At 61.6% G+C, this 17,490-nt stretch carries 16 protein-coding genes; 12 read left to right on the top strand and 4 right to left on the bottom strand.

The genetic code is table 11. The features are described from left to right. Positions 1-116: 116 nt before the first annotated feature. The 3 genes from ACP154_RS09340 (at position 117) to ACP154_RS09330 (ending at position 4,013) form a co-directional block, all read left to right on the top strand. A complete protein-coding gene (locus ACP154_RS09340) occupies positions 117-1,790 on the top strand; it encodes a methyl-accepting chemotaxis protein (protein WP_107712727.1) in 1,674 nt (557 codons plus the stop codon). Between the two features lie 179 nt (positions 1,791-1,969). After that, positions 1,970-2,623: a hypothetical protein gene (locus tag ACP154_RS09335; RefSeq protein ID WP_133725184.1), complete on the top strand. Its 654-nt coding sequence runs from the start codon at positions 1,970-1,972 to the stop codon at positions 2,621-2,623. Between the two features lie 178 nt (positions 2,624-2,801). After that, positions 2,802-4,013, top strand: a complete 1,212-nt coding sequence (locus tag ACP154_RS09330) for an alginate export family protein (RefSeq protein ID WP_421859701.1) — start codon at positions 2,802-2,804, stop codon at positions 4,011-4,013. 57 nt (positions 4,014-4,070) lie between these two features. Here the strand turns inward: ACP154_RS09330 and ACP154_RS09325 are convergent, their stop codons facing one another. Continuing rightward, positions 4,071-4,430, bottom strand: coding sequence for a RusA family crossover junction endodeoxyribonuclease (locus ACP154_RS09325; protein WP_421859703.1), 360 nt, complete (start codon positions 4,428-4,430; stop codon positions 4,071-4,073). 324 nt (positions 4,431-4,754) lie between these two features. Between ACP154_RS09325 and fumC the strand changes: the two genes are divergently transcribed. Next, the gene (fumC, locus tag ACP154_RS09320) at positions 4,755-6,146 is read left to right on the top strand and encodes a class II fumarate hydratase (RefSeq protein ID WP_421859704.1); all 1,392 of its coding nucleotides are present in this window, start codon (positions 4,755-4,757) and stop codon (positions 6,144-6,146) included. A gap of 53 nt (positions 6,147-6,199) precedes the next feature. After that, positions 6,200-6,397: a DUF4169 family protein gene (locus tag ACP154_RS09315; protein WP_107712721.1), complete on the top strand. Its 198-nt coding sequence runs from the start codon at positions 6,200-6,202 to the stop codon at positions 6,395-6,397. 87 nt (positions 6,398-6,484) lie between these two features. On the opposite strand, the gene ACP154_RS09310 is transcribed toward ACP154_RS09315, so the two are convergent. Continuing rightward, positions 6,485-7,033, bottom strand: coding sequence for a cyclic nucleotide-binding/CBS domain-containing protein (locus ACP154_RS09310; protein ID WP_421859705.1), 549 nt, complete (start codon positions 7,031-7,033; stop codon positions 6,485-6,487). Between the two features lie 137 nt (positions 7,034-7,170). Continuing rightward, positions 7,171-9,285, bottom strand: coding sequence for a TonB-dependent receptor (locus ACP154_RS09305; protein ID WP_421859707.1), 2,115 nt, complete (start codon positions 9,283-9,285; stop codon positions 7,171-7,173). Positions 9,286-9,586: 301 nt separating this feature from the next. Here ACP154_RS09305 and ACP154_RS09300 point away from each other — a divergent pair, with 301 nt between their 5' ends. The 6 genes from ACP154_RS09300 (at position 9,587) to ACP154_RS09275 (ending at position 15,646) form a co-directional block, all read left to right on the top strand. Continuing rightward, positions 9,587-10,687: an NADH:flavin oxidoreductase gene (locus tag ACP154_RS09300; protein ID WP_421859708.1), complete on the top strand. Its 1,101-nt coding sequence runs from the start codon at positions 9,587-9,589 to the stop codon at positions 10,685-10,687. A 5-nt stretch (positions 10,688-10,692) separates the two neighbouring features. Beyond that, entirely contained in the window at positions 10,693-10,911 is a 219-nt protein-coding gene (locus ACP154_RS09295) for a ribbon-helix-helix domain-containing protein (protein WP_107712717.1), read from the top strand. Positions 10,912-10,953: 42 nt separating this feature from the next. Then, positions 10,954-12,606, top strand: a complete 1,653-nt coding sequence (locus ACP154_RS09290; protein ID WP_421859709.1) for a chloride channel protein — start codon at positions 10,954-10,956, stop codon at positions 12,604-12,606. Positions 12,607-12,646: 40 nt separating this feature from the next. Further along, positions 12,647-12,934, top strand: coding sequence for a type II toxin-antitoxin system RelE/ParE family toxin (locus tag ACP154_RS09285; RefSeq protein WP_421859710.1), 288 nt, complete (start codon positions 12,647-12,649; stop codon positions 12,932-12,934). A gap of 11 nt (positions 12,935-12,945) precedes the next feature. Continuing rightward, entirely contained in the window at positions 12,946-13,260 is a 315-nt protein-coding gene (locus ACP154_RS09280; RefSeq protein ID WP_421859711.1) for a HigA family addiction module antitoxin, read from the top strand. 85 nt (positions 13,261-13,345) lie between these two features. Further along, on the top strand, positions 13,346-15,646 hold the full coding sequence (locus ACP154_RS09275) for an ATP-dependent helicase (RefSeq protein ID WP_421859713.1): 2,301 nt from the start codon (positions 13,346-13,348) through the stop codon (positions 15,644-15,646). A gap of 121 nt (positions 15,647-15,767) precedes the next feature. On the opposite strand, the gene ACP154_RS09270 is transcribed toward ACP154_RS09275, so the two are convergent. Next, positions 15,768-16,061 (bottom strand): GIY-YIG nuclease family protein, encoded by a 294-nt coding sequence (locus ACP154_RS09270; RefSeq protein ID WP_421859715.1) that lies wholly within the window; start codon positions 16,059-16,061, stop codon positions 15,768-15,770. 168 nt (positions 16,062-16,229) lie between these two features. On the opposite strand from ACP154_RS09270, the gene ACP154_RS09265 reads away from it, so the two are divergent. Then, positions 16,230-17,144 carry an alpha/beta hydrolase gene (locus ACP154_RS09265; protein WP_421859716.1) on the top strand — a complete coding sequence of 305 codons (915 nt, stop codon included), beginning with the start codon at positions 16,230-16,232 and terminating at the stop codon, positions 17,142-17,144. The last annotated feature ends 346 nt before the right edge of the window (positions 17,145-17,490 follow it).

The raw sequence follows: 17,490 nt of genomic DNA, 5'->3' as shown, positions 1-17,490 counted from the left end.
CTCTTGCGCAAACTTATCTTAACGCGCCAATGGCAAGTCATGTTTAAGGATTGCGCACACGACCGCCTGAATTGAGCAAACATCGCGCAATCATGCAGCCAGTTAAGGGGCAAGCCATGATCCAGCATTTAGATCAGTTCTCCATGACGACCCGGCTTCGCATGATCGCCGGCGCGTCCATTATTCTGATGCTGGGTTATGTGGGCGCGAACTTCGTCACGGGCATATTCAGCCAACGCGCTGACCATCGCGCGACCCAGGCCACAGAAAACCTCGTGGCGGCCAGCGGCCTTGAAAAGGACCTCACATCGCTTCTGCGCGACACCTATCTCATGGCGAGCTCGCCCACGGCTGAACGCCGGGACGCTGCGCTTGGAAATCTGACAGATTTTGAAATCGCCCTGTCGGATGTGGAAGGTATCGTCACAGAGCCGCAATTCAGGGCCGCGCTCGCCGCGATCCGTGCAGACGTGCCTGGACTCAACTCACTGATCGAAGGCGCCGCGACGAATATCGCCACGTATTCCGACATTGAAATGCAGCGCTTTATTGAAGAACTGGCCGTCTATGACGACCGGATGGACACCAATATCGAAGTGGTGCGTGACGGTGAACGCGCGCTGCTGGAAGCCGCTTGGGCCAGCCGCGACCAGATGGCGACCGCTTCGCAATGGGTCAGCCTGATCGCCTTGATCCTGACGGCGGCGGGTCTGATGGCCATGACCCAGGTCATCGGCGGCAGCATTCGGCGCTCGGTCAATTCGATCCAGTCTCTGGTCGGCAAGCTGGCTGACGGCGAGCGCGACATGGCGATTTCAGAGACATCACGCAAGGATGTGTTTGGCGATCTCGGGCGGGCCATTGCGACCTTGCAAGACGCGCTGAGCAATGCGGACCAGGTCCACGCCAATCAGGCCGCTGACGCCTCGAAACGACTGGAGCGCCAAAAGGATATCGAAGACGCTGTACTGCGCTTTGAAACCAGCTCCACTGAACTGCTGAGCTCGGTGATGTCGGCCTCCCAGCAATTGTCGTCCTCCGCGTCTCAAATGCAAAGCTCGTCCAGCGAGGCGTCCGGCCTGTCGCGTAACGCTCAAACCGCCTCAGGCGCTGCGGCGTCTGGCATCCAGGCTGTTGCGGCGGCCTCGGAAGAGCTCGCGGCGTCGATCCGCGAAGTCTCCGAGCAGGTGACGCGCACCAGCGAGCTGTCAAATGAAGCCAGCTCGGAAACCGAGCAAAGCTCGACCGTGGTGACTCAACTGTCTGAAGCCGCTCAGGCCATCGGCGAGATCGTCACCCTGATCGAAACGATTGCGGACCAGACCAATCTTCTGGCGCTGAACGCCACGATCGAAGCGGCGCGCGCCGGCGAGGCGGGCAAGGGCTTCGCCGTGGTGGCCAGCGAGGTCAAGGAATTGGCCGAGCAGACCAGCAGCGCAACCCAACAGATTTCCGCCCAGATCAACGCCATTCAATCCGCATCCGAGAAAACGGCGGCGTCCACAGACCGCACCTTGCAGGCCGTGCGTCAGCTGGGCGAGCTGGCCACAAGCTGTGCGGCGGCTATTGATCAGCAGCGTGTCGCGACGACCGAGATCGCGGAATCCGCCCAGCGCGCGGATTCTGGCTCCAGCGACGCCGCCTCCAGCGTGGCGCAAGTGGTGGAGTTCACACACCAGACCGACGAGATTTCAAAATCCGTGCTGTCCGCCGCACAGGAAATGGCGGATCGCCACGAGGCCTGGAAAGAAGAATTCGAAAGCTTCGTACAAACCATGCGCGCTTCGTAACGCACCTCAGTCAGGGATTGAAAAGGGGCGCTCGTGCGCCCCTTTTTTGTTCACGTCCCGCTTTAGGGGAGTCAGCCACACGTTAAAGAATGCATTAAACAAGTCAGGATCAGTGTGGGCGAATATTAGTCGCGCGCTCTTGTCACAGGAGAATCGCGCGTCTCAACGGAGATGCCGCCATGCCTGCCTTGAAGTCTGTTCTCTCTCCCGCCTCAGGTAAGGCGCTGCCAAGTCTCGCCCTGTTGTTCTTGCTGGTTTATGCCGTGCTCAGCATCGTGATCGGCGCATCCCTTCGACAGTTTGAAACCCAGTCACGGCTTTCAGTCGAGCGCATCTACGCCGCCTCGACACTGGACAAAGAGCTCAGCTCTTTGATGCGCGACGCCCACGCGATGATCAGCGCGCCCTCGCAATTGAGGATGCAAGCTGTGCTGATCAATCTTGATGAGTACGAAGCCGGCGTGGACGTCATGAGCGCTCTGGCGACGCCGCGGTCAGATCTTGACGCGCCCCTCGCGGCTCTGGAGCAAGCCCTCCCCGCCATTCGCAGCCTGACCTTGCAAGCCGCACGGCTGGATACAGACCGCTCAGCCACGGCCATTCAGGATCAGGCCTTGGCGATGACCCGGCTCGACACTGAAATGCGCGCACAAATCGCTGAAATCAATGAAACGCTCGCCAACACACCCATGATCTCATCCGCCATGGCGGATCGACTGCGTGTGGTGTCCTGGCTCATCAACATCCTGGCCGTGATTGCGGTCCTGGGGTTGATCTACAGTGCATTCAAGTCAGCGCGCCCTCCCCTCAACTCCGCACAAATGGTGGAATAGACCTGCCCTGTACCCGCGCAGACCGACACGAAAGTCCCAGTCCAGATAAAGGCGTGTATTCCTTCTGTACACCTGACTAACAAAAATTGAAGTATTTTTAGCCTTAATCGCTCCAGACACAGGCCGTCCCAAATCGGACCGCCAAGTATTTTTTAGTTTTCGAACTATGGGGCTAGACATGACTTCCAACAAACTTTGCCTGTTGCTGGGCGCGGGCGTGGCTCTGGTTCCCCAGGCCGCCTTCGCCCAGTCCGCTGAAGTCTTCGGCGAATTTCGCGCCCGATACGAAACGGTCGAGCAGACCGGCAAGCTGGATGCGGACTCCCTGACCCTGCGCAGCCGGATCGGCGTGCGCTTCAAACCTGCGGATGACCGATTCACGTTTCTGGCGGAAGCTGAAAACAACATCACGCTCTCGGGCGATGACCGGAACACCAGTTTTGATCCGCGGCCCCAGTTCGCGACGATCAACGACCCTGACTTCACTGAGCTGAACCGCGCCCAGCTGACGTTTGCGCCGAACGACGCGCTGACCTTCACCCTGGGCCGTCAGTATCTCGGCTTTGATGGCAACCGCATTATCGGTTCTCCCGGCTGGCGTCAGGACAAGAACTCCCATGACGCCGTGATGGCCACCTATGAAAATGGCGCGTTTGAAGCCAGCTATGTCTATCACTGGCAGCTCAATAAAGGGCCGGACACCAATTTTGACTGGGAGACCGACGCCCATCTCTTCAACGCCAGCTTTGAAGCAAGCGACGCCTTCAAGATCGCAGGCTTTGTCTATCTGATCGACATCCCTGAAGCTGGCCGCGAAAACCTGTCCAACACCACCTATGGCGCACGCGTAACCGGCTCGACAGATCTGGGCGAAATCGGCGTCAGTTATGACCTGATGGTCGCGGCGCAAAACGATTCCGGCTCCGCCACAACCAGCTTTGACAACACGCTTGTGGATAGCGGCGTCGCGTTCGCCTATGGCGGCGCCCGCTTCGCGCTTGGGTATGATGTGGTCTCTGGCGACGGCAATGTCGCTTTCGCCAACCCGCTGGCTTCCAATCACGGCACCGCTGGCTGGGCGGATGTCTTCCATGGCGGCGGTCGCGCCGCGCCCGCGGACGGTCTGGAAGATTTCAACGTTGAGGTGAGCTATGGCGCCAGTGTTGAGTCTTCAGCCATTGAAAGCTGGCGCGCGGGCCTGATCTGGCGGGATTTCAGCTCTGAGAACACCAGCAATGATCTGGGTGAAGAGCTGGACGCCTTTGTCAATGTCAACTTTGCAAACAATGTGTCGCTGTCCGTGCAGATGGCCGATTATGACGGCCCTGACGCCAGCTACGCCCCTGCGGACAAGACCAAATTCTGGGTCATGCTGGGCTATAAATTCTAGGATCTCAATTCATACGCAGTCGGGAACGCCAGGGCTTCGGCCCTGGCGTTTGACATTTCAGGCGGCGTCCGCGCGCGCCTCTTCAAACTGATCGCCAATGGGCCGCGCACGCACTTTGACGCGGTCGCGCTCACCCGCCGTCTTCTCCAGATGCAGACGCTGCACCTGGCTGTCATCGTGAAAAACAATGCCGGTCAAAGCCTCGACCACGGCCCGGGCCACGCTGTCCACGTCATGAACGGGGCCGTCTGGGCCATGCTCGATCTCGATCTCGATTTCAAACGCGCCATATCTGGGGCCGACGCGCTTGAACTCGGTGCGGAAATACGCAGCGATCAGATCCTTGAACTGACGCGATTGCGAGGTCGACGCGTCGACGCGCACATTCAGTGAGCCTTCAGAGGCGGATGCTTGCATGATCGCGCTCCACTCAATCGATCTGTCCCCATGCGTCACATGGCGCTGATGCGAAACGTGACATGGGGGTCTGCACACGACGATCGTTAGGATGATTCGCCATGTCCGCCCTCACCCTGAGGCGTCGTCCAGTGCAGAGATCACCAACATGAATCTACACCCGGTCACCATGGACATGAAGAGGCTGTCTGATCAAAACAGGCCCACATGCGACAGGTCAGGTGCAGTTCGGTCGAGACGCGACCACGCGGCGCCTTGCCTGTCTTCGCTATGCGGGCCTATAGACGCCCCACACATGGCCCACGCCGAACTGGAGAAAGACCGATGACCGAGATGCGCGTTGAAACCGATTCCTTCGGCCCCCTCGAAGTCCCTGCCGACAAGCTGTGGGGCGCGCAGACCGCGCGATCGCTGATGAACTTCAAGATCGGCGGCCAGACCCAGCCGCTGCCGCTCGTTCGGGCGCTCGGCGTGGTCAAGCATTGCGCCGCCAAGGCGAACATGGCGCTTGATAATCTCGAGCCGAAACTGGGCGACGCCATCGCGGCGGCGGCGCTGGAAGTGGCGGACGGCAAGCTGAACGATCACTTCCCGCTGGTGGTCTGGCAGACGGGCTCGGGCACCCAGTCGAACATGAACGCCAACGAGGTCATCTCCAATCGCGCCATCCAGATTCTGGGCGGGGAAGTCGGCTCCAAGGATCCGGTCCACCCCAACGACCATGTGAACCGCTCGCAATCGTCCAACGACACCTTCCCCACCGCCATGCATATCGCGGCGGCGGAAGTGTTTGTGCATACGCTGGTCCCGGCGCTCGAAACGTTGCGTGACGCCCTTCATGACAAGGCCGAGGCCTTCGGCGACATCATCAAGATTGGCCGCACGCACCTGATGGACGCGACGCCGCTGACCCTCGGTCAGGAATTCTCCGCCTATGTGCATATGCTCGACAACGCCATCCGCCGGGTCGAAGCGGCCCTGCCCGCGCTTTACGAGCTGGCCCAGGGCGGCACGGCTGTGGGCACCGGCCTGAACGCCAAGGTGGGTTTTGCGGATACGTTCGCCGAGGCCGTGGCCGAGCTGACCGAACTGCCGTTCATTACGGCGCCCAACAAGTTCGAGGCGCTCTCCACCAAGGACGCGATGGTCGAGGCGCATGGCGCGCTGAACTCGGCGGCGGTGTCTTTGTTCAAGATTGCCAATGACATCCGTCTTCTGGGCTCCGGCCCGCGCTGCGGCATTGGCGAGATCGCCCTGCCTGCGAACGAGCCGGGCTCTTCGATCATGCCGGGCAAGGTGAACCCCACCCAGTGCGAAGCCATGACCATGGTCTGCGCCCAGGTGATGGGCCACAATTCCGCCGTCAGCTTCGCGGGCAGCCAGGGCCAGTTCCAGCTCAACGTCTTCAAGCCGATGATGTCTTACAACGTGCTGACCAGCGCCCAGCTGATCGCGGATGCGTGCCATTCCTTCACCGACAAATGCGTGGTGGGCATCGAGGCCAATGAGCAGCGCATCGCCGACATCATGGAGCGTTCGCTGATGCTGGTGACGGCGCTGGCGCCGAGCATCGGCTATGACAACGCCACCAAGGTCGCCAAGACCGCCCATGAGAACGGCACCACCTTGCGCGAAGAAGCGATCAAGCTCGGCTTCGTCACCGAGGAGGAGTTTGACCGCGTGGTGCGTCCCGAAGACATGATCGGCCCCAAGTAAGGCCGCTCGTTTTTTGGCTCCGCCGCTGCGGCGGCGGAGTCCAAGAGGCTCCCATGACCCAGCCGATCAATTTGCGTCAGGCCCGCAAACAAAAGGCGCGCGCGGACAAGGCCAAACAGGCCGAGATCAATCGCGTCCAGTTTGGCGCCCCCAAGGCCCAGCGCGATCTTGAAAAGGCGCGCGAAGCCAAGCGCCAAGCGGCGCTCGAAGCGCACAAGCGGGATGCGGACAAGGGCTCACAAGACAGCTGAATTCCCGAATTGAAAACGGCGGCTCATTGAGCGGCCGTTTTCAATTCGGGACGTGCCATTTCGGCGAAAGATCCGGGCAAGCGAGTTCTAGAAGAGCGCGATGCCTGCCGCCAGGACCAGCGGATAGATCAGCAGCCCGACGCCGATCAGCACCAGAGGGAAATTGCGCATGACCGTCGCCCTGCCCAGCGAGGACGCCTGGCTAAGCAAATCCGGCCATGTATAGCTGACGAAGTCGCCCTGGGTGAGCACCTGAACCAGGCGCCCATCCTCGTCCACCACCGGCAGGCGGCGAAAGCGCTCATTGCTCATCATTCGTAGCCATTCGAGCATGTCGTCATCAGCGCGTGCGGTGCGCGGATTGGCGGTCATGATGTCAGACAGAGGCGTCGTCGCGGGATCGCGACCTTCGTTGACCAGGCGACGCAGGATGTCGCGCTCGGTCACCACGCCTTCCACCTTGTTCTCGGCGTCCACGATGATGACCGAACCGAAATTGCGCGCAGCCATTTCAGTCACCGCATCCTTGACCATCGAGCTCGACGCCATGGTCAGCGGGGCTGACTTGCGTGAAAACTCCGGCCGGTCACGCAGGCGCAATCCGTGACGAGCGGCTTCCTGTTTTGTCGGTGTCATGTCGCGTCTCCTTTTGTTGACGGCATGACACTCCACCTAGTGCGACTTCCGGTCGCGGCGAACTTGCCCCCATGGAGAAAAGGCGGTGAAGCCATGCTCCACCGCCTTGGTTCCGCCATGTCTGTGAGCTTGCGAGCCTAGAACCGGTGACGCACCGTGAAGCGCGCATTGAGCGGCTTGCCGGTGGTGATATTGTCGTTGGAGTGCGCGTCGGGGAAGTATTCCTCGTCGAACAGGTTTTCGACATTGAGCTGCAGGCGGGTCTGATCGGTGAGATCATAGAACACCGCCGCATCCACCCGGGTGAAGTCGGGGACTTCCACCGCATTGTCTTCACGCACGAAATAGCTGTCCTGATAGGTCACGCCCAGCGCCAGCGCGAGCTGGTCGGTGGCCTGGTATTCGTTCCAGATCGAGATCATGTGCTCGGGCGTTTGCAAAGTGCGATTGCCGTCAAACGCGCCGCCATCCACCGTGCTGTCGAGATAGCTATAACCAGCGTTCACGGTCCAGGCGTCCGTCAGCTGACCGGTCAGCTGGGCTTCGAAACCGTCCGTCACGCTGCCCGGAATGGTGATGACCTGGGACACATTGTTGGGATCCACAGAGGTGAACAGGCCCCGCTCAACGCGGAACACCGCCGTGGTCAGGCTGAGATTGGGATTGAAGTCCCATTTCAGGCCTACTTCGGTGTTCTCGAACCGCTGCGGCTGCACGTCTTCGGTCGTGCGGGTCAGGGTCAGGAACTGGTCCCCCGCGCTCGGCAGGAAGGATTCCGCATAGCTGGCGTAGACCGACACGTTTTCCATGGGCTTGTAGATCAGGCCCAGGCGCGGGGAGACTTCCTCGTCCACGCGGGCGCGTCGACCGTCATCGGTCGCAGACACCGCTTCACGGTCCAGAACGCTGACGTCAAACCGGTCGAAGCGCAGGCCGAGCACCAGCTTGAGCTGCTCGGTCAGATCGATCTGGTCCTGCAGATAGAGCGAGGTGAACTGCACATCGGAATCGCGGTCGCGCAGCGTGTCTATGAATGCGTAGTCGGGCACATTGACCGGCGTTGTGAAATCGATGGTGATCCGGTCGTCATTGCTAGCCGCAAACGTATTGTCGATGCGGGCGTTGCTGGTGGACTGGTCGCCATATTCCGCGCCCAGAAGCACAGTGTGGCGGAACGGACCGGTCTGGAACTCACCCACCAGATTGCCTTGCGCAATGAAGTTCTCACGCGTGGTGTCATCCGCATACCCGTCCAGCGTCAGCTGTTGCGGGCTGGCGCTCGCATCAAAGCCGGCGGCGTAGATGTTCTGATAGTATTTGTCGTAATCGGCGTACTGCACCGTCACATTGCCGCGCAGAGCGTCCGAGAAGGTATGCTCCAGACGGCTGCGGAAGATGCTGGCTTCCAGCGTCGTGTAATTGCCGTCAGCGGATCCGAAAAAGGTGTCGCGGAAGCCTTCAAGCGGCACATCCGGGCCGTTGGCGACCGTGACCGACGGCACGCCGCGATCCACGACCCGGTCGTCATTGACATACTCATAGCTAAGAAACAGCTGGGTCTGCGGGGCCAGCTCGACCGTGAAGGTCGGGTTGATGGCGTAGCGGTCGCCGTCAAACGCATCGCGATGGTTATCCATATGCTCGGCGAAGGCGTTGACGCGGAACGCCACTGTGTCCGAGAGCACGGAGTTCACGTCGCCAGCCACCTGATGGGCGCCGAAGGTATCAAGGCTCGCCGTCAGGCTGGCGAAATCCTCGTCCAGCTGGCCGGTCTTGGTGACGCGATTGACCACGCCGCCGCCGCCGCCGCGGCCGAACAGCAGCGCGTTGGCGCCGCGCAGAATTTCGACCTGCTCAAGATTGTAGAGCGGACGGTAGTACTGAACATCGTCCCGGAGACCGTCGAGGAAGAAGTCCGCCGTGCTCTGATTGCCGCGAATGATGATGGCGTCGCGATGGCCCTCACCCTGGCTGACCGCCAGACCCGGCGTATAACGCAGGATATCGGCGATGGAGGTAAAGCCCTGATCCTCGATCTGCGCGCGCGGTACAATGGACAGGCTTTGCGGCACGTTCAGCACCGGCGTCGGCGTTTTCACCGCGTTCAGACGGTCGATCGACAAAAAGCGCCCTGTCACCGTGATGGTGTCGACGGCAGCCTGCTCGGTCGTCTCCGTCGCCCAGACAGGCGCCGTGCCGAGGGTGAAGAGCGTGGCCAGCGCGGTCATCATCCGCGCACTTTTGATCAGCATACTGGTCAGTTCCGATTTGAAATTGAGAATGCGTTGCGTTGATGGGCGTTATAGAGACACCCAATCGATAATCAATCTCATTATCAGTCGCATCTTCAGGCGTCCGCGCCCGCTTGCAGCGCTAACTCGCCGCCAAGTTCAGTAAGCTGCTGGCTAGGGTTATCTGCGTATTGCTCTGATATGGCTCAAGAATATGCTGGCTGAGCCGGTACAGGCATAACCCTATTCAAAATGGCGCCTTGATTGTCGCGCACGATATATCCAACTGGGTGCGATGATTTCGCGCAGTCAGGAGACCCCCATGCTCGATACCCACACCTTGTACCAACCGTTCGAGCTTGGCTCGCTGGCTTTGAAAAACCGCATCGTCATGGCGCCGATGACCCGCTCGAAAAGTCCGGGCGGCGCGCCCAATGAAGATGTGGTCGGCTATTATGAACGCCGCGCGGCGAATGATGTGGGCCTGATCATCACTGAAGGCACGACCGTCGACCGGCCCGGCGCCAGCTTTGATCCTGCGATCCCGAACTTTCACACCGACGAGGCCCTCGCGGGCTGGAAAAAGGTTGTGGACGCGGTCCACGCGAAGGGCGGCAAGATCGCGCCCCAGCTCTGGCATGTGGGCCTGGCGCGCAAACCCGGTACCGGCCCGCACCCAGAAGCGCCGTCCGACAGCCCGTCAGGCATCATGCCCGGTGGCAAACAGGTCGGTGAGCCCATGACCCAGGCCGAGATCGACGACACCGTTCGCGCCTTCGCCGAAGCCGCGGAGAACGCCGCCAAGATCGGTTTTGACGCCATCGAGCTTCACGGCGCCCACGGCTATCTGATCGACCAGTTCTTCTGGGAGGGCATGAACCAGCGCGACGATAAATATGGCGGCGACATGATTTCACGCACCGAGTTTGCGCAAGAGATCATCCGTGCCGTCCGCGCCCGTATCCCGGCCGACCTGCCTGTTATTCTGCGGTACTCGCAATGGAAGCAGCAGGACTATAACGCGAAACTCGCCCAGACCCCGGCCGAGCTTGAAGCCTTCCTGGCGCCGCTGTCTGACGCGGGCGTTGATATTTTCCATGCCTCCACCCGCCGCTTCTGGCTGCCCGAGTTTGAAGGGTCTGACCTCAACCTCGCGGGTTGGACGAAAAAACTCACCGGCAAACCCGCCATCACCGTGGGCTCGGTCGGCCTTAATAGTGACTTCATCGGCGCGTTTATGGGGGAAGCCTCTGAAAAGTCCGGCCTGGACAAGCTGATCGAGCGTTTGGACGCAGGCGAGTTCGACCTGGTCGGTGTTGGCCGGGCGCTGCTCTCTGATTACGCCTGGGCGCGCAAGGTCAAGGACGGTCGCTTTGACGAGCTCGAAGATTTCAACGCTGAAGCCCTGAAAGAACTGGCCTAGACACCATGCTCAAGAAACGTTCAGTCACCTTGAAAGGACACGCGACCTCTCTGGCGCTCGAGCCGGAATTCTGGTCCGTGATCGATAAAGAGCTGAGCGTTATCGGCGGATCGCTGGCCGGGCTCGTGACTTCGATTGACGAGAGCCGCGAGCCCGACCAGCCCCTGTCGAGCGCCTGCCGTGTCTGGGCGCTCAAGCGCGTTCAGGGCGCTGATCAGGATTGATCCGCAGTTGACGGCTTAGCCTGTGCGGGGTTTGAAGGTGGTATGAGCAGCGCCATCAACCCGCCCCCGCCATCGCCGTTTGGCAAGCTTCTTCGCTATCTCCAGAACAGCTTCGCGGACGGGCGCTCTCCGGCGCTCTGGCTCTTGGCGCTGGTGGTCGGCGTGGTGGCGGGCTATGCCGCCATCGGGCTGAGACTGGCGATCCAATCCGTGCAATTCGTCGCCTTTGGCGAATTTCATGAACGCCTGGCCAGCACGGCCTCTGGCCTTCCGGCACATCATATTCTTCTGGCGCCCGTCGCTGGCGGCTGCATCGTCTCGCTCTTGCTCTATGTGGGGCTGAAAACGAACTGGCTGCCTGAAACCCGGGCTGAAGGCGTCGCCGACGTGATGGAAGCGCGCGCCGCGCAGGGCGGAAAAATGCCGCTCCTGCCCGGCCTCTGGTCCGCCCTGATCCATGCGGTCTCCGTCGGCGCCGGCGGCTCGACCGGGCGCGAAGGCCCCTCTGTCCATCTGGGGGCCTCGCTCGCCAGCTTCATCAGCCGTCCCTTGAACCTGCCCGCCCGCGGCGCCCGGATCATGCTGGCCTGCGGCGCGGCGGCGGCGGTGGCGGCAAGCTTTAATGCGCCAGTCGCCGGGGCTCTGTTCGCGTTCGAGGTGGTGCTGGGCCATTACGCCCTGCGTTCGATCGGTCCCGTGGCCGCCGCCAGCGTGATCGGCGCCATCCTGTCGCGCATTCATTTCGGCGCCAGTCCGGCCTTTACCGTGCCAGACATCCCGCCCGCCAGCCTGGCGGACTTCATCGCCATCATCCCCTTGGGGCTGGCGTCTGCGGGGGTGGCCATCGCCTGCATCTTGTTGTCATTCAATGCGCCGCGTCTGGTCGCAAACCGGGCGCAGGCCCTGTCGGTCCCGCTCTGGGTCCTGCCGCCTTTCGGGGGCCTCGTCATTGGCGCTCTCGGCGTACTGGCGCCGGAAGTGCTGGGCGTGGGGTATGAAGCGACGTCGGTAGCGCTGGCGGGCGGCTACGCCATCGCCACGCTCGCGGCGTTGATCGGGCTCAAGCTGATCGCCACCATGGCCACCATGGCGTTCCGGTTCGGCGGCGGGATCTTCGCCCCCTCGCTTTATCTCGGGGCCATGCTGGGCGCGCTCTATGGCGCGCTGGTGGCGCCCCTGATCGGCCCGGACAGCGCCGGTCCGGCCTATTTTGCCGTCATTGGCATGGGCGCGGTCGGCGGGGCGGTTCTGGGCGCGCCGCTGTCGACCACGCTGATCGTGTTCGAGCTGACCGCCAGTTATGAAGCCTCGATCGCGCTTCTGGTCTGCGTGTCGCTGGCGAGCGTGATCACCACGTCTGTCACCAAGGGCAGCTTCTTTCACAAACAGGTGGAGCGGCACGGCTATGACCTCACCCAGGGCGATGCCCGCGTCATCCTGCAAACGATCCGTGCACGCGACATCATGACCCCGCTCGACAGCCATGACGCAGCGATCGCGCTCGATGAATCGTGCGTCTATGACGATGATTATCTGGGCCGGGTTATGGGTTTCTTCTCAGCGGAAAAACTCGACGGCGCCCAGGTCCGCTCCCGACATGGCGACCAGCCCATTGTGGGCTACATCACCAAGGCCGACGCCCACGCCGCCTATGCCAGCGCGCTCCAGGCCCGGCATGAGGAAGAGCATCGGTAACGCGGCTTGAAACGTTGCGCGTTACGTATTACGTTACATCATGATCCAGAGCTTTGCTGACAAGGTGAGCCGCGGCTTCTTTCTGACCGGAAAGCCACCAAAAGGGTGCGGGTGGACAGATGTGCAGCGTGTAGTGGCGCGTAAACTTCTGGCGATCCATGCCGCAACAACGCTTGATGACTTGAAAGCCCCGCCTGGCAACCGGCTTGAAGCCCTGAAAGGCGACCGCAAAGGCCAGCATTCGATCCGGGTCAATGATCAATGGCGCGTCTGTTTCGTCTGGACGGCGCAAGGACCTGAAGATGTGTGCGTCACAGATTACCATTAGGGAGCCCTGTAATGACCAACACTGATACTCCCCTGGCCCCAGGGCTGACCGTACACCCCGGGGAATATCTGGCCGAGGAATTCCTTGAGCCTCTGGGCCTGTCCATGCGCCGGGCCGCCACGGCCCTCAATATCAGCGCCGCCAACCTGTCCCGGTTTGTAGCCGGCAAACAATCTGTCTCCACCGAGCTGGCTGTGCGACTGGCGGCAGCCTTTGGAACCTCGGCGCAATTCTGGCTGAACCTGCAGCAGGCCTATGATCTGGCAGAGCTGCGCGCCGGGCGCTGGACAGACATCGAAGCGGAAGTCGAGCGTTTGTCCGCCTGATCGATGACATCGCCGCCCCTACGCATCCCATGCGGATGTGCTAGTTTCGTTCTCCTTAGCGAATCGAACTGCGAAAGCGTGCGTCATGTCCTCTGTTTCCCTTTCCCAGCAGGCGGCCCCGCGGGCGCCGCGCGCCGACGCTGCGTATCTGGACGGGCTCAACCCCGAACAGCGCGCCGCGGTCGAAGCCATTGACGGCGCGGTGCTGGTGCTGGCGGGCGCGGGCACGGGCAAAACGCGGGTGCTGACCACACGGCTGGCGCACATTCTCGCCACCGGCAAGGCGCAACCGTGGAACATCCTGTCGGTGACCTTTACCAACAAGGCCGCCCGCGAAATGAAGGATCGGGTGGGCAAGATCATCGGCGAACAGGTCGAGGGCCTGCCCTGGCTGGGGACCTTCCACTCGATCGCGGCTCAGATCCTGCGTCGCCATGCCGAGCTGGTGGGCCTGAAATCAAGCTTCACCATTCTCGACACCGACGATCAGCTTCGCCTGCTCAAGCAGATCCTCGAAGCCGAGGGCATTGATACGAAACGCTGGACGCCGCGCCATCTCGCGAGCCTCATTGACGGCTGGAAGAACCGCGCCCAGACGCCCGAGCGCATCCCAGAAGAGGACAAGTGGAGCTTCGCCGACGGCAAGGCGCAAAAGCTCTACCAGCTCTATCAGGACCGGTTGAGCGTTCTGAACGCGTGCGATTTCGGCGATCTCTTGCTGCACAACATCACCATCTTTCAGACCCATGACGATGTGCTGGCGGAGTATCACAAGAAGTTCCGCTATCTTCTGGTCGACGAATACCAGGACACCAATGTCGCCCAGTATCTGTGGCTGCGCCTCTTGGCGCGCGGCTCGGGCAATGTGTGCTGTGTGGGTGATGATGATCAGTCGATCTATGGCTGGCGCGGCGCGGAAGTGGACAACATCCTGCGTTTTGAACAGGACTTTCCCGGCGCGACCGTGATCCGCCTGGAGCGCAATTACCGCTCTACAGGGCATATTCTGGGCGCGGCGGCGGGGCTGATCACCGCCAACAAGGCGCGCCTTGGAAAGACGCTCTGGACCGAGGATGACCCCGGACAGAAAGTTCAGGTGTCCGGTCTGTGGGACGGCGAAGCCGAAGCGCGCTTTGTCGCCGATGAGATCGAAAGCCATGTGCGGGGCGGCGGCCAGCATTCAGACATCGCCGTTCTGGTGCGGGCGTCGTGGCAGATGCGGGCGTTTGAAGACCGCTTCATCATGCTGGGCCTGCCTTACAAGGTGATCGGCGGGCCGCGCTTTTTCGAACGCGCCGAGATCCGCGACGCCCTCGCCTATCTGCGGCTGGTGCGCAGCCTCGATGATGACCTGGCGTTCGAGCGCGTGGTGAACACCCCCAAGCGCGGAGTGGGCGACACCTCGGTTCAGAAGATCGCCATGGCTGCGCGCGGCGCTGAAGTGTCCATGGCCGCCGCCGCGCGCCTGATGACCCAGACCGACGAGATCAGGGGCAAGGGCCGCACCGGGCTCATCGCCTTCTTGCGGGATCTTGATCGCTGGGCCGAGCAGTCAGAGACCATGCGTCATGACGAGCTGGCGGAAATCATCCTGGATGAAAGCGGCTATACCGCCATGTGGCGCGAGGACAAGAGCCCGCAAGCCGCTGGCCGCCTCGACAATCTCAAGGAACTCGTCCGCTCCATGGGCGAGTTTGACAGCCTCGAAGCCTTCCTTGAGCACATCGCCCTCGTCTCTGACGCCGACCGCAGCGAGGATGGCGACGAGGTTTCCATCATGACGCTGCACGCGGCCAAGGGCCTCGAATTTCCACTCGTCTTCCTGCCGGGCTGGGAAGAAACCGTGTTCCCCTCCCAACGTTCCATGGATGAAGGCGGCACGGCGGCCCTCGAGGAAGAACGCCGGCTCGCCTATGTGGGCATTACCCGTGCGCGCCAGCGCGCGGTCATCAGTTTTACCGCCAACCGGATGATTTTTGGCCGCTGGCAATCTGTGCTGCCCTCGCGCTTCATCGACGAACTGCCCCCCAATCACTGCGAGGCGCAATCTGAGACCGGCTATTATGACGCCGGGCCGGGCTTTGAAGGCGTGGCGGAAGCCGCCGATCCCTTCAAATCAAGCTATGAAAGCCCCGGCTGGAAACGCTTTCAGGCCAGCAAGGCCTCGGGCCGCCGCCCGGACCCCGGCGTCATCGAAGGCCAGGCCACCTTGATTGACTCAAGCTCGGTGGGCGGAAGCTCGAAATGGAAGCCCGGCGACCGCGTCTTCCACCAGAAATTCGGCTATGGCACGGTGAAAACCGCCGACGGGGCTAAACTCAGCGTAGCGTTCGACAAGGCCGGCGTGAAGAAGGTGGTGGCGAGCTTTGTGGAAGAGGCGCCTTAGGCGTTTGATTCTGAAGGAGGCCCCGGGTCTTCGCTACGCTCACCCGGGGTTTCACTCTTTATAAGCGCTTGAAACCCCGGCCTTGTGCCGGGGCCTCCCTCAGAACAAAGCACCTAGTTCTTCAACCCAATATGGCGGGATACAGATCTCTCCATTCCGGGTTGGCCTGTTCAATAAGCTTAACCTTCCAGTCGCGTTTCCAGCGCTTCATCCGTCGCTCTTGTTCAGCCGCTGCGGTCACATCCGCAAACCCCGAAAACCAGACCAGACGCTTGCAATTGTATTTGTGCGTAAAGGATGAGCCGCCGCCTTCGCGATGTTCCCATATCCGGCGTCGCAAATCGGCATTGCACATGCCTGTGTAGAGCACGCCACCCGGCCGGTTGCTCAGCATGTAGACCCAGGCGCGTGTCATCAGTTCTCTCAGCTTTCCCGGCTAACCAGAGGGAGACGGGGTCTAAGTCAGAGTATAGCGCCCTATTCTGAAGGAGGCCCCGGGTCTTCGCTACGCTTGCCCGGGGTTTCAGTTGGTTGAAATGTTTATGGGCGCTAGTTTGATCCGAAATCAGAACCGGATACGTTCATGCGCCTCGCCCTCAGCCTCACCGCCGCCCTCCTCCTCACCGCGCCCACGCTGGCGCAAGACCCGCACGCCGACGCCCGCCCGATCAGCTGGCGCGATCTGCTCGACCGCGAACGCCAACCCGCCGACGCCCGCATCGCATACGGACAGGGCGAGGAGCAGTATGGCGAGCTGTGGCTTCCAGAATCCGAGAGTGCGGGCGACGGCCCCTTCCCGCTGGTGATCATGATCCATGGCGGCTGCTGGCAGGCGGCCATTCCGGGCACCATCCTGCAGGACCAGCTCAATGCCGATCTGAAGGCGCGCGGGATCGCGGTGTGGAATCTCACCTATCCGCGCCTCGGCCATGAGACGGGCGGCTATCCCGGCACGTTTGAAAGCGTGGCGATGGCGACCGATTATGTGCGAACGCTGGCAGAGACCTATCCCATCGATCTTGAGCGCACCGTGCTGATGGGCCATTCCGCGGGCGGACATCTGGCGTTGTGGGCCGCCGCACGCGGCCAGCTTTCAGACAGTCCTCTGGCCGTGGACGATCCGTTCCTGCCAAGCGGCGTCATTACCCTCGCGGGCATCAATGATCTGGAGCTCTACCGCAGCGAAGGCCCGGGCCGCTGCGGTGAGCCGGACACGGTCGACGCCCTGATCGCCGGTCATCCCGGCGCCGCGCCCTATGCCGACACCTCACCGGATCAGCTGTTGCCGATGCAGGTGGAGCAGGTGATCATTTCGGGGGAACTCGACCCGATTGTGCCGCCGCAGTTTGGGGCAACCTATGCCGCTGAGGCGCAAGAGGCGGGCGATCCGGTCACTGAAGTGACGCTGGAGGCTGCCGGCCATTTCGAGCTGATCGACCCGACGGCCCCGGCGTGGGCGGTGATACTCGGTGAAGTGGAAAGGCTGCTGGGGGAGTAGGCGCTTCGCTCCCTTTGGTCTGCCCTCTTTTCTCTTTCCCGGCGCAGGCCGGGACCCAGAGATCATCAAACACCGCGCATCCGGCTCTGGGTCCCCGCCTTCGCGGGGAAAGAGGGTGAAAAGAACAGCTCTCTCAATCCTGTCATCCCCCGCTTCATGCGGGGGATCCATGCCGGTGGGTTTAATCACAGGTCACGGCATGGATTCACCGGATAAACCGGTGAATGACAAATATAAAAGCTGAAACCCCGGCCAAGCACAGCGCAGAGCCGGGGCCTCGTGAAAGATATGGCGCTATTCGCGGAGGGAGGTCCCGGGACTTCGCTGCGCTTGCCCGGGAATTCAG

The organism is Oceanicaulis sp. (assembly GCF_965249665.1).
In the GTDB taxonomy this organism is placed as follows: Bacteria; Pseudomonadota; Alphaproteobacteria; order Caulobacterales; family Maricaulaceae; genus Oceanicaulis.
The sequence above is the reverse complement of the archived record's forward strand: the minus strand, read 5'-3'. Positions and strand labels throughout refer to the sequence as shown.

Excerpts from the sequence above, each read along its gene's own strand:
- ACP154_RS09270 (WP_421859715.1), bottom strand. The coding sequence starts at position 16,061 with ATGACACGCGCCTGGGTCTACATGCTGAGCAACCGGCCGGGTGGCGTG.
- ACP154_RS09305 (WP_421859707.1), bottom strand. The coding sequence starts at position 9,285 with ATGCTGATCAAAAGTGCGCGGATGATGACCGCGCTGGCCACGCTCTTC.
- fumC (WP_421859704.1), top strand. The coding sequence starts at position 4,755 with ATGACCGAGATGCGCGTTGAAACCGATTCCTTCGGCCCCCTCGAAGTC.
- ACP154_RS09295 (WP_107712717.1), top strand. The coding sequence starts at position 10,693 with ATGCTCAAGAAACGTTCAGTCACCTTGAAAGGACACGCGACCTCTCTG.
- ACP154_RS09335 (WP_133725184.1), top strand. The coding sequence starts at position 1,970 with ATGCCTGCCTTGAAGTCTGTTCTCTCTCCCGCCTCAGGTAAGGCGCTG.
- ACP154_RS09265 (WP_421859716.1), top strand. The coding sequence starts at position 16,230 with ATGCGCCTCGCCCTCAGCCTCACCGCCGCCCTCCTCCTCACCGCGCCC.
- ACP154_RS09340 (WP_107712727.1), top strand. The coding sequence starts at position 117 with ATGATCCAGCATTTAGATCAGTTCTCCATGACGACCCGGCTTCGCATG.
- ACP154_RS09315 (WP_107712721.1), top strand. The coding sequence starts at position 6,200 with ATGACCCAGCCGATCAATTTGCGTCAGGCCCGCAAACAAAAGGCGCGC.
- ACP154_RS09275 (WP_421859713.1), top strand. The coding sequence starts at position 13,346 with ATGTCCTCTGTTTCCCTTTCCCAGCAGGCGGCCCCGCGGGCGCCGCGC.
- ACP154_RS09280 (WP_421859711.1), top strand. The coding sequence starts at position 12,946 with ATGACCAACACTGATACTCCCCTGGCCCCAGGGCTGACCGTACACCCC.
- ACP154_RS09330 (WP_421859701.1), top strand. The coding sequence starts at position 2,802 with ATGACTTCCAACAAACTTTGCCTGTTGCTGGGCGCGGGCGTGGCTCTG.
- ACP154_RS09290 (WP_421859709.1), top strand. The coding sequence starts at position 10,954 with ATGAGCAGCGCCATCAACCCGCCCCCGCCATCGCCGTTTGGCAAGCTT.
- ACP154_RS09285 (WP_421859710.1), top strand. The coding sequence starts at position 12,647 with ATGATCCAGAGCTTTGCTGACAAGGTGAGCCGCGGCTTCTTTCTGACC.
- ACP154_RS09325 (WP_421859703.1), bottom strand. The coding sequence starts at position 4,430 with ATGCAAGCATCCGCCTCTGAAGGCTCACTGAATGTGCGCGTCGACGCG.
- ACP154_RS09310 (WP_421859705.1), bottom strand. The coding sequence starts at position 7,033 with ATGACACCGACAAAACAGGAAGCCGCTCGTCACGGATTGCGCCTGCGT.
- ACP154_RS09300 (WP_421859708.1), top strand. The coding sequence starts at position 9,587 with ATGCTCGATACCCACACCTTGTACCAACCGTTCGAGCTTGGCTCGCTG.